The 12,916-nt window shown below is 25.5% G+C and carries 8 protein-coding genes; 4 read left to right on the top strand and 4 right to left on the bottom strand.

What is annotated here, in order from left to right; all coding sequences use genetic code 11:
• Together BZ132_RS04075 and BZ132_RS04070 are read right to left on the bottom strand one after the other, a co-directional pair.
• The coding region (locus tag BZ132_RS04075) for a hypothetical protein (RefSeq protein WP_286940554.1) at nucleotides 1–4,925 on the bottom strand (4,925 nt) is incomplete at its 3' end.
• 437 nt (nucleotides 4,926–5,362) lie between these two features.
• On the bottom strand, nucleotides 5,363–7,546 hold the full coding sequence (locus BZ132_RS04070; RefSeq protein ID WP_286940553.1) for a hypothetical protein: 2,184 nt from the start codon (nucleotides 7,544–7,546) through the stop codon (nucleotides 5,363–5,365).
• 190 nt (nucleotides 7,547–7,736) lie between these two features.
• Here BZ132_RS04070 and BZ132_RS04065 point away from each other — a divergent pair, with 190 nt between their 5' ends.
• The 4 genes from BZ132_RS04065 (at nucleotide 7,737) to BZ132_RS04050 (ending at nucleotide 10,401) form a co-directional block, all read left to right on the top strand.
• Nucleotides 7,737–8,537, top strand: a complete 801-nt coding sequence (locus BZ132_RS04065; protein WP_011406422.1) for a potassium channel family protein — start codon at nucleotides 7,737–7,739, stop codon at nucleotides 8,535–8,537.
• Between the two features lie 86 nt (nucleotides 8,538–8,623).
• A complete protein-coding gene (locus BZ132_RS04060; RefSeq protein WP_181454841.1) occupies nucleotides 8,624–9,490 on the top strand; it encodes a potassium channel family protein in 867 nt (288 codons plus the stop codon).
• 1 nt (nucleotide 9,491) lies between these two features.
• Nucleotides 9,492–9,995: a hypothetical protein gene (locus BZ132_RS04055; RefSeq protein ID WP_011406420.1), complete on the top strand. Its 504-nt coding sequence runs from the start codon at nucleotides 9,492–9,494 to the stop codon at nucleotides 9,993–9,995.
• A 13-nt stretch (nucleotides 9,996–10,008) separates the two neighbouring features.
• Entirely contained in the window at nucleotides 10,009–10,401 is a 393-nt protein-coding gene (locus BZ132_RS04050) for a TM1802 family CRISPR-associated protein (RefSeq protein ID WP_011406419.1), read from the top strand.
• Between the two features lie 68 nt (nucleotides 10,402–10,469).
• Here the strand turns inward: BZ132_RS04050 and BZ132_RS04045 are convergent, their stop codons facing one another.
• Both BZ132_RS04045 and BZ132_RS04040 read right to left on the bottom strand, forming a co-directional pair.
• A complete protein-coding gene (locus BZ132_RS04045) occupies nucleotides 10,470–11,972 on the bottom strand; it encodes a TrkH family potassium uptake protein (RefSeq protein WP_286940552.1) in 1,503 nt (500 codons plus the stop codon).
• Between the two features lie 120 nt (nucleotides 11,973–12,092).
• Nucleotides 12,093–12,518: a hypothetical protein gene (locus BZ132_RS04040; RefSeq protein WP_011406417.1), complete on the bottom strand. Its 426-nt coding sequence runs from the start codon at nucleotides 12,516–12,518 to the stop codon at nucleotides 12,093–12,095.
• Nucleotides 12,519–12,916: the final 398 nt, after the last annotated feature.

The following is a 12,916-nucleotide window of genomic DNA, read 5'->3' as shown; positions in this document are numbered from 1 at the left end:
TTTACTGTTACTTTTGTATTACGTAGTATTATTTTGTTGTTTTCATCGAATATTGTTAGTTTTAATGTTGCATTGTCACTTGTAATGTTTGTCATTTCTGTTTTTATGTATGTGTTGATTCTAGGTACTATTAATGATGATACATCACTACCTCTTTCATAATCTTTTCCAACATAAACAGTTGTTAATGTGTAGTTTTTAGCACTGAAACCATCAGGTATTATGTATTCTAGTTTTGCAATTCCATTTTCTACTTTTACTATGTAAATATTACCTGTTGTATCTTTTAATGTTATACCATTAAGTTTAAATATAACAGATCCTTGGTTTACAAGTTTTTCACCATCACGTACTTGTACAATAAATAATACTTTTTCTCCTGATTTAACACTTGTTTTATCAGTAAGTATTGTTACTGTAGGTGTTCTTAGGGAAATATTCATTGTGGAATATTCACTTGTTGAATCTCCATAAACATCGTTTCCAATATATTCAGCACAAATAGTGGAATATTTATTTACCCATGTTCTAAGAGCAGTTGTATTTATAGTTGCAACTCCATTTTCTACATTAGCATAGATTATGTTACCTTCACTGTCACATATTGTTTCACCATTTACAATAAATACAACTTTTCCACCATTTACAGGGTTGTTATTTGAATCAACTACATTAGCTGTAATTGTTATTGTATCGTTATATTTACCAGTAGGTGTGTTAACTGTTGTTGTAGTGTTAAGTTTCATTACATTTAATGTAGTTGATACTACACTACTATCATATTTATCATTACCATTAAATGTAGCAGTTATTGTACTAGTTTTACCAGTAGTTGGTGTGTATGTAATACTGCCTGCACCATCTATTATACCAATTTCAGTACCATCTACTGTAATTGTTATATTTTCTTTTATTGGATTACCAAATACATCTGTAAGTGTAACATTTACATCAATAGTTTTATTTACACTAGTGGTTGTTGGTGCTGTAATATTCATTATAGCAGTATAATTTGTATTGTTATTTGGATTGTTATTTTCTATTGTTCCATTTTCTCCAATTATTTCCACTGCATTATTACCCCATACATCACGAGCTTCTATATAGTTATTAGTTACTGAATTTAAACTTCCACCAGATAAACTAATTACTGGAGTATTTTTGTTTACAGCATTAATAATAAATACATTGTTTTTTATAGATGTACCTTGAGGATTCCAACTCCAACCACCTGCAAATCCAGTATTTTCCATATTTATTGCTATTGCCGGATTTGAACTTGTTAGATTGAATTTATTATTTTGTAATGTTGTTATACTTAGAGCATATTGATTTATATTTATTGCTGTAATGTTGTTTCCACTTATTGTGATATTGTTGTTTTTAAATCCATCATATTGATTTATGATACATGTACCATTTATTGTTATAGCAATGTTACCTGTTTGTTTAATGTTGTTATTTGCACCTGATACTGTTCCATTATCATTTTGTATAACTTTGGATATATTTCCAGAATCAACAGTTATATTTGAATTTTGAATGTATGAGTAACCTCTTCCAGTATAACTTATAAATAATGCATTGTTTGTAGCATTAAGTATAGCTTGGGTATTTTCAACTGATAAGTAGAGAGTGTTACCATTGTTGTTTATTGCAGTGATATTTTCTCCAGTAAGTTTTATGTAACCATTTTTGAAGTATACGTTTTTCTGTAATGTTGTATTTAATTTTGTTTCTATTACTGATTTATTTACATTGTTGATTTTTAATCCATTAAATGTTACAGATTTTGTATTTGTTCCAATGAATATGAATGATACATTGTTTATTGTTGTATTATATGGATTATAGAATGTTGCATTTGTATTCATGTATAATATTTTATTATTTAATTGTTTTCCAATGTTAATAATGTCTGCAGTTATATTTAATGTTGAATTTTCATCAAAGTAATTAGGATATGTTTCATCACTAATTACAATAATATTTGGTATGTTGTTTGTAACATTATTGTTTGTTAGTTCTACTTGTTTTACAGCGTTATTTCCACCAGTCATATTGTTTATATTGATGTAATTTCCAACTACGCTTGTGTTTGTGTTGTTAATTAAATTAACACCATTTGCATTGTTTGAATTTAGGGTTGTACCTGTGATGTTTGTATTTTTAGTTTTGTCTGTTATTATTATTGATGAATTTTCATTTGTATTTTCTGTTTTTATTGTTAATTTGAAGATATTAGTATTTTCTGTATTATTTAATACTATTCCAAATGTTTTATTTCCAAATACATTGTATGTAGCATCAGATATGGTTGTATTTAATACTCCTTCAAGACATACTCCATATGCTTCATTACTTGTAACATTTTGTATGTAAAGTTTAGATATGTTTGTATTATTTACACCACCGGACCATAATCCTGTTATGTAAGCTCCATATGCAAGTACTGGAGCGTTAGCATAAGCATAACCTGCAATACTGTTATTTCTTGCAATACCTGTTAATTGGAATGCACATGCATAATTATCAGATCTTACATCAGACCATACAAGGGAAGTGTTTGTATTTTCTGCATTTTTAATATTTAAACCATATGCATATTGACCACCAGTCACATTTACACGTGTATTATATATTAAGTTAGATTTTACAGTGTTATTAGTTAGTGACTGAATATCTATTCCATCAACTGTACCAAACATTTCACCATTAGGATGTGCATATAAATTGATTTTTGTAACTTTTATATTGTTGTTACTGGATGTAATTAATAATCCAATAGTATCTGCAATTTGTACATTCTGTGTCCAGTCAATATTTTTTGATGGACCTGCTACATTAACAACAACATTTTCTATTGTGTTTTCATCATCAGCAAGTACTATTGCATGTATTTTATGTGTTGTATTAACATCAATATTAGTTTTAATAAGTTGATTTCCTGTTGAATTAAATAAAACAACATATTCTTTTTCAGAATCTGTATTATTAATATTTATGTTTTCAATAATTACTTTTGCATTGTTTTGTGTTTTAATTACAGAGTTAATTAATTTTGCTGTATCATTATTTCCGACATATACTTTAATGTTGTCAAATATGAATTCTTTGTTTATTAAATTTCCTGAAAGGAATATTTTACTTCCATTAGTTACAACATCAGCTTTTAAAACACCTTCACTAGTGAAGTATTGTGAATAGTTATCATTAGTTATAACATGGTTTGTTACTTCTGGTTTATTTCCACTTGTTGTAGAATTACCTTTAGAATTAAGTTTTAATGAATTATCTCCAGCTAATATACTAGAATATAATGTGTTATTTGTATATGAATTGTTTTTAGCTGTTGTTTCTTCAACTACTGTGTATCCACTTTTAGTATTTATTGTGTTATTATTAACAAGACAACCACTTCCTTTAATGTTTATAACATTATCCATTTGGTTGTTTGTTATTGTAGCATATCCTGATACTTGTATTGCTTTACCATTAACTAAATCAGGTGCATTGATTGTATTATTTGTTATTGTTAAATTGAATCCAAGAGCTGTTGATCTTATAGCAATTGCTGGTTTACTTTTGGAACTCATTGATACTGTTAGAGCAGAACCAACTACATTTGTAAATGTGTTGTTTGTAATGTTTTGACTAACACTCATATTTAATTTTTTACCTTCAATATAAATTCCTGTACTGTTTATGAATTTAGAATTTGAAACTACTAAATCACCTTGGCCTTGCCAAATATCTGTTTGATCGTTGTTAATAAAGGTACAGTTTGTTACTTCAGTTTCAAGACCATTTACTCCATATTCATTGTAGTAATCAGCACTACCAGTGTTTGTTGCAATACCTGAACCATATTTGTATGTACTAGTTCCATCATAACCTTTATTATCTCTTATTGTACAGTTATTTACTTTCATTATTCTATCATTGGTTAGTGTACCCCAACGTGCATAATTTCCAACAAATATTGAATTTACAACAAGAGTTGTACCATTATTATAAATACCTGCACCAAAGTTTCCAGTACTATCAGATTTTAAGTTAAAATCAAATATACTATTATTTACTGTTAAATTTCCAGTTTCTCTGTTTCTAACAGTACCTGCACCACAATGATTTTTATAGAAGTATACATTATCAATTGTTAGAGTTGCATAGTTATCAACAGGAGCTATTTTATATGCGGCAATATTACTTCCACCTTTTACCCAACCATTTTGCATTGTGAAGTTGGTGAATGTAATTTTACCTGCACCAGGTGTAATATTCATAAACCAGTTACCAGAAGCATTTACATAGTTATACCATATTTCAGATGATCCCCAATAGAATCCATTTTTCTGAATATCATATTTTGCTTCTCCATCAAAGATTGTTTTATTAACACCAGCACCAATGAAATTGATTTTGTTTGATCCAGGTACTGTTAAATTAGTATTTCCAATACCTTTATATGTACCTTCAGTGATGTGTATATTGTATATTGATGAATCTGTTGTTAAATTAACAGCATGACCTATTGTTTTAAAAGGATTATCCTTAGATCCATCATTAGTATCAGAACCTTTTGAGTCTGAAACATAATAGTTTATTTCATCTTCTTTTTTTAGGGTTTTTCCTGTCTTATCACTACTTTTAGTAGTAGTTTTAATGTTACTAGTTGTGTTTGTTTTATCTTTTTTAACACTTATTTTATCATTAGAAACTACATCATTTTTAGTATTTACTACTTTATTATCACTAGCTACTGTAGCTATTTGTGAACTACATGAATCTATTGTTGTTAAATCATTAGAAACTGTAGTTTGTGTATTATCACTTGTATCATTTGCTGCACTAACAGCACCAATACCTAGTAATAATAATACTATTGTAGTGAGTAAGAACATTTTTTTAACATTCTTATCCATGTTTATCTCCATTTAATCTATATATTAATCTAATATAATTATTCAAAAATAATTTATTTATATTAATATATTATTTATATATTTTAATTGATATTTAATAATTATAGTTTTATGAAAAAAATCAATAAATTTGAAATAATATTATCTGTTACGAATAATAATCTAAAAATAGAACTAGAATTTCTAATTGGTTTTAGATACTTTGGAAAAATAGACATTAACAATGATTTTGAATTAAATAAATGGTGAAATTCATATTTTCTAATATGGAAGTAGTATTATATTTGTGTTATATATAAATTTCTGTGGTATTATTTTTATAATTTCTAAAAAAACCTCTAGATTATATGAAATAAGCATTAATAAGTATAGACACATGTTTTTTTTAGAATAATTTTATTTAATTAATAATTTTAAAAAAAGGTAGGTGTAGGTAATTACACCATTAGTGTTGTTTTAGTTGATGTTTGAGGATATATATTATTTTGAAGATATGTTGTGGTAACAGTGTACTTTGAACTTCTTATTGAAGATGGAATTGTTACATGTGTAACACCATTTGTAACATTGAAAAGTGCTGTTTTTTCAACTATGTTCTTACCATTTATATTAACTACAACATTACCTATGGGCACTGTTTTGTTATATCTATCTGTAACTTTTATCTGTATTTTATCTGAACCTATAAGTGAAACTTTTAAGTTAATTTTATTTATAGTATAAGCCATTTCCTGTTCATCAATTTTAACTTTAACAGTTGCTGGAGGTGCACAATATGAAAATATTGCTTCCTGATTAATTTTAATTTTAAATTGAACATTACTTAGACTACTGTATAATTTAATTTCTCTTATTGGAATAGTTGTAATTGTTTTATGATTATTTAGTTGATTGAGTGTTGCTTTAAACATCATCTCAGAATCATAGTATGAAGTTACATTAGTAAATTTCATAACAACATATGTATCAGGTTTTTTCATATTATAGAGTAACTTACTCCAATCAGGATTATTTAATCCCCACCAGTTATTGTTAATTGATATAATACTTCCATTATTGTAGATTGATTTAGCAACTATTCCTGTGTTATATGTAAATACTGATGAATCAACATTTAATATACCATGATTATATATTGCCCCTCCATTTGATGCTTTGTTATTTTTAAATACACATGATACTATTGAAAGATTTCCATTGTTAGATATAGCTCCACCATTAGTACTATTTCCATTTACAAATGAAATATTTTTAATAATCACATTGAAATTTGAAACTATATCTATTATTCTTGTTTTATCTTTACCACTGAAAATACTGTTATTTCCATTCATAATTATTGTAACATTTTTTATATTCTTATTTCCTATTTTAAGAGTGTTATTTTCTATACCATCAAAGTAGTATATGCCTTTTTTAAAGTTTAGATTATATACATTGTTACTGTTAGCATACTTGTTTATACGATTAAATACATTATAAATATTGTTATTATATTTAGCATTATTTGTTATAATATATGTGGATGGTATTGGTGGTGTTGGTGATTTATATTCAATTGAGCCTATGAATTTCTTATTTGGAATTCTTGGTATTTGACTTGTATCAATAGTTTTTCCAATAAAATTTATTGGATCTTTTAGATTATATGTTGATTTTGAAACATATCTACCATCATCATTTGTTACATAAACATTTAGTTTTTGATTATTTGATGAAATTGTACTATGGTATGTTATAATATTTCGTCTGTTAATACCATAAACATCATGTCCTGCAATTTGAATAGCTGCATCTATTGAATTTTGTGCATATTTTGAATAGCTACCAGTATGATAGTATTTGAAATTGTTTGGAATACATACATAACCACCATTATTTATTTTGGTTATCAGATATTTTCCACCAGAATTATATGCTGCAACACCTACTGTTCCATTTGGAGATTTAATGACAGTATGTCCAATATTTAATGTTTTTAGTAGATTAAATATTTTACTCATACCACTGTATGATATATTTCTTTTAGAATACATTTCTCCTGCAGTTTTAACAATATCTGCTTGTGTTTTTATTTTGTCACTTCCACCAAATCCCATTACCCAACCATCTTGTGTAACAATAACATGGGTGAAGTATCCATTCTGTGTTTTTAATTGACGTGTTATGTTAGTACCATACCATTTTGTTTTTTCAATGGTTATTGTTGCACGATATGATGAATCACGTCTAAATGATATGATAGATTCCTTGTCAGATACTTGTATTACTACAGAACAACATGCTGAATTTTTAAGAGAATCATTGTATGATTTTGTAATGTTAGTTTTTGTTTTAATTGTTTGAGTTTTATTGTTATCTTTTTTTGTTTTATTTATTGAATGGGTTTTATTTATTTGTTTTTTTGTGGTTTTATTTTTCTTTACTATATCTTTTTTATTAACATTTGTTGTTTCTTCAATGATTTTATTAGTTGGAAGTTTTATGTTAACTTGTTGGGTGTCTGTTTGTTTTTCATGAATAGGTGTGTCAGTAGAGTCAATGTTTGTTGCAGAAAGAGTACTTAGACTAATTAATGAAATAATTATAATAATTGAGAAAATAATAGTTTTATTTTTCATGTTTACACTTCAATTAATATTTTTTTTTATAAACTTGATATTTTTTTTAAAGTTTATTTAATATAGATTTTATTTTTATATCTAATGTAATTTATTATAACTATATTTAATTTATAAATTTAGAATTTTTCTAAAATATTAATATAATATAATTTTAAAAATATTAAATAATAATTAGAAGGTTTTATCAATGTATAAAATAGTTAGAACTAGAAGAATGTTTCATTTACATATTGTTAGTTTATTTACATTTGTTCTTCTTGACATTGTATTTATTGTTATAGGACCTTTTACACATACATCTATGGAATTAAAATTCATTTACATATTTGATAAAATAACATGTTTTTTATTAATTCTTGATTTATTAGTTATTTATAAATATTCAAAGGAAGAGAATATCTCCTTTGCTAAGCATCATATTCTAGATATTATTTCAATAGTGCCCATTGAATTGTTTTATCCACTGGGATTACTTAGATTTCTAAAGTTATATAAGATATATAAAATATTAGTTCCAAATAATGATCGTCTTAAAAATAAGGGGTATATTCTAGAAAATCTATTATTTATAAGTATAATCTTTACAATAATTTACTTTTTTATTGTATCATCATTTATAGGACATTATGATTATGGATTTAATGGTTTATTTGAGAGTTTATGGTTTGATATTGTTTCAATGACTACTGTAGGTTATGGTGATATTGTTCCGCTACGTTTTATAAGTAAAATTTTCACATTATTTACAATAATCATGGGTGTTTTTCTTATTTCCATATTCACAGCTTATCTTACAACAAAATATAATGAAAAACCCATGAGAAATAAAAGAAGATATGTATTTAAGTATGTGGATGGTTTGGAGAAGGCTACAGATGAAATTGAAGATAAATTTATGAAAATAGAGGATAAATTATCATCTATAAAAAAAGATGTTTCTTATTTAGAGGATAATATGGATGAAGTTATAAAGTTAATTAAAAAATAATTTAAATTATAGATAGTAAAACTTTTATTTTTTTATAAAAATATATTAACATATTAAAAAAAATAGTTTTTAGGAAATTAATGAAAATGAATTTTTTAAATATACATATATCTGAGGAAAATAGGAAATTATTTACTGAAGTAAAAAATTTCATATTGATTATTGTTACAGTTATAGATTTAATATTTATATTTATAATAACAATATACAATGTTTCCTATGATGAATTGTTATTCATGTCTATCTTTGATTTATTTGTATGTTTTTTATTGTTTCTTAATCTGATTACTATATATAGAAAGTCTGATAAAAATTTATTAGATTTTATAAAAACACATGTTATAGATATACTTTCAATGATACCATTTAATTTCATATTTTTAAGATTTTTTGCAGTATTTAGACTTGTTCGTTTAATAAGTCTATTACAATTATTTCAAATATTTAAGATATATGCTCTTAGAAGATTTGATTATGGGTCTTTAAAATATTTTGTTCAAAATAGATTATTAAAAGTATTAACATTTATTTTAGTATTTTATACAATATTATCTTCTATAATACTTCAAAATATTGATCCATCATTTACAAACTTCTTTGATTCATTATGGTATAATATTGTAACATTGTCTGGTGTTGGTTATGGTGATATTACTCCAATATCAACTGAAGGTAAATTAATTGGTATTATAACTATAATAATGGGGGTGTTGTTTTTAAGTATTTTTACTGCTGCAATGTCTTCATTGTATATGGAAAAACCAGAGGAAAAAACTCGTCTTTTAGTTAAATCATATATTAAACATCTAAAAAATAGAAATAGATCTCTACAAAAAAAAGTTGATAGTCTTGATAGGGATGTTGAGGAATTACAAACTAAGTTAGATGAGATTACACAAATACTTAAGGATAATATTGATAATCAAAAATATGAAAAAGAGGAGGATTCATAGAATGAAACCTGAAGAAGTTAAGAAAATGGAACAAGAGGATGATGAAGAATTTGTGGGATTAAATGTGGATACAAATTTGTTAGATGTTGTTCAAGTATTATTTAAAACAGAACCTGAAGTAGAAGTTTTCTATGATGGTTTTCTTGAAAGAATGCAGTCTGATAAAAAAATTCGTAAACATACAGATAATCGTAAACGTATGAATGAAGCATTTCTTGATGAGCTTCTTAAGTATCATGATTTAGATACTATTAACAAGGCATTAAATGGAATGAGGGATGAGAATAATTTTGCCACTGTTGAAGAGGAAAAAGATATTGATAAGTTGTTAAGAAAAACATTTAGTAGTAAAATGGAATTTAGAATGTTTATTACATATGTTAGTCAATATATGATGGAAGAACATGATACTCCAGTGGAAGCTGCAGCCAAGTCAATGAAACGATTGGGTAAATCAGATAATGATGTATTAAAAATAACTAGTGTGATTGATAAGATATTTTAAAGGAAGGTATAATATGAATAATTTAACTATAGAACATAGGTATGTTCTCGATGAAATTTTAGTAAGTGATGATAAAAAATCTGCATACTTACTTGGATTTTTAACAAGAAAATTAACGCATATTGAATATAAGAATCTAGAAAAAACACCATTTCTAAATAAAATTTATGATATAAATCTAAGTCATGAAAAAATAAGGGCAATATATCCTGTTATGATTAATGAAATTCGTAAATATGATGCTATATTTAAGGAACTTGAAGAAGAAGCATCAATATCACTTCTTAAATCTGATAAAAATTGGAATATTTCTGATGAAGAAACAAGTTTCTACTTTACTTTAGGTTATACATTAGGTAGTGCATCTAATTATAAACGTGAAGTAAATGATAAAGAAATAACTTAAATTTATTTTAAAAAAAGTTCATAAAAAGGAGTTTCATCATCTCCTTTTTATTATATAATCTGCTATTTTTATTCTCTATGTTCTTCTATTTTTCCTTGAATTATGTTGGTTGTATATACTATTGATAGTAATAATGGCCATACTCCAATCCTACCTGCCCAGAAATCTATAATCATAACAATTTTCACAATAAGTGGTGTTGATACTGAAAGATATGTTGGTGCAAGTCCAGTATTACCAAGGGATGAAGCTGTAATTGTAAATGCTATCTGGAAGTCATTACAAAAGATTGCTATTACTATAAAACTCGCTATGAATATAAGAATGTATGATATTACATAGATGAGTATTGTTTTTATAGTTTTATCTGATACATCACGGTACTTATTATCATGGAATACTTTTTTAATTATAATGGTATTTTTTGGAAGTATCATACTTTTAACTTCCCACCATATTGCTTTAAAGAGTATAACTATATTATATAGCTTAATTCCTCCACTAGTAGAACATATGGAACTTCCAGTAAACATTAATAATATCAGAACTGTATAAGAAAGTGGTGACCAATTATCAATACTTGTACTGGAAAAACCTGTTGATGTAATAACTGACACAACTTGAAATAGTGAATGTCTAAGTATAAGTAATATATCGTGATTGTAGAATCCTTGGAAATATAATGATAATCCAATAAGTAATGTTGAAGATATTACAAGAAATGCAAATGCTTTAATTTCAATGTCTTTGTAAAGATTTCTCCATGCACCTTTAATAACACGATATATTACTACAAAGTTTAAACCACCTAATATCATAATACACATTGTTATAAGTTGTATAATTGGTGTTTGAAAGTATTGTACACTTGCTGGATGTACAGAAAAACCACCTGTTGCAATTCCACAGAAACAATAACATATTGCATCAAATAGATTTAGTCCTGCTAGTAGGTATAATATAATTCCAATTGATGTTAATAGTAAATATAATTTTATAAAGATTATTGTTGTATGTTTTATATTAGGTGTCATTTGTTCTGTTCTTCCCTCTGCAAAGTATAATCTTTTTAAACTCACAGATGATGGAACAACAACAAGTAATAAAACTATGATACCTAATCCTCCAAGCCATTGTGTTAATGAAGCCCATATTGCAACAGAAAATGGATGTTCACATGGTGGAAGGAGAGAAAATCCTGTTGTTGTAATACCAGACATTCCTTCAAAAAAAGCATCGAGTATATTTAAATCTCCAGAAATGACATATGGAAGACCTGCTGCTAATGCTGTTAGTCCCCATATACTCAGAACAAAAATTAGGGATCCTTTTAAGGATAGGTGTGTTAAGTTTTTTTTACTAAAACCAACCCATAATAAAAATCCAATTGCTACACATATAATTGAAGAAGATACAAATGAATTCAAGTATTTTACTTCATCATGAAATATTATTGCACATATTATTGGAATTATCATAAATAGTCCAATAACTATACATACATAGCCAGTATAATGACCAATTGTTTTAAGTTCATTTGTTTTTATTTTATTTATAGTAAATGAGTTCATTTGTTACTATCCTTAAATTTTGTACATATTAATATTGATATTTTTAATATTTAAAAGTTTATCAGATAAATATAATAAAAAAAGTATAAAAAAAAGATTTAATAATATTTGATTAGTTCCTTATTTTCTTTTTTCAGTATAAATAACAGAAACTAGGTCTCTAAAAGTAGATCCTATACTTCCACCAAAAGATCCAAGTATTATACCACCAATAACTGTGATTAATAAAACAATAACTAATGATAATCCAAGTGATATATCAGCAGTACCTAATATACTACTAAATTTTGGTATATAGTATCCTGTTAGAAATATGCTGAAGATTAAACATAATAAGAAACTAGACATAGTACCTCTTAAAGTTCTATGATTAGGATTTCTTTTATTAGAGGGATTATATAGGAATGATGCACTTAGGGCAGATATTATAATTGCTAATAAGATTCCACTTATAGGAAAACTTAATAATCGTCCTAAAAATAATACAAGACTTCCAATAAATAATCCAATAATTGTTGAAGTTAAATAATCAAAATTTAAGTTCATGTTAATCTATTTATTTCTTTTATTTTTTTATTGTATTAAATATTTAGTTAGATAGTTTATGAATGAAATTAAATATCTAGTATTTTTAAAAGAGGTATTAAATAAAAAAATGTAATAAAAAAGAAATAAAAATAGAAGTGTTAAATTGATTAGTTAATTGAAATAATTAAAGTAAGTTTATTAGAAATACCATAATCTTTTATAGAAATAAGCACTTATTTAGTCTATGCTATATTTTATTAAATCAGTTCATTTACGTAATTCAGCCAAAATTTGAATTTTTAATTGGGATTATTATTCAAGTAGTTTTAATGAATTAATTTTTTCTTTTTAAGTATTTAAATTAATTTACTTTTTAGTTAAATTATCTAATTAATAATAATACTTCTTGTTTTATA

The organism is Methanosphaera sp. DEW79, from assembly GCF_003266085.1.
Taxonomy (GTDB): domain Archaea; phylum Methanobacteriota; class Methanobacteria; order Methanobacteriales; family Methanobacteriaceae; genus Methanosphaera; species Methanosphaera stadtmanae.
Note: the sequence above shows the minus strand (reverse complement) of the source record. Positions and strands in the feature narration are given on the sequence as shown.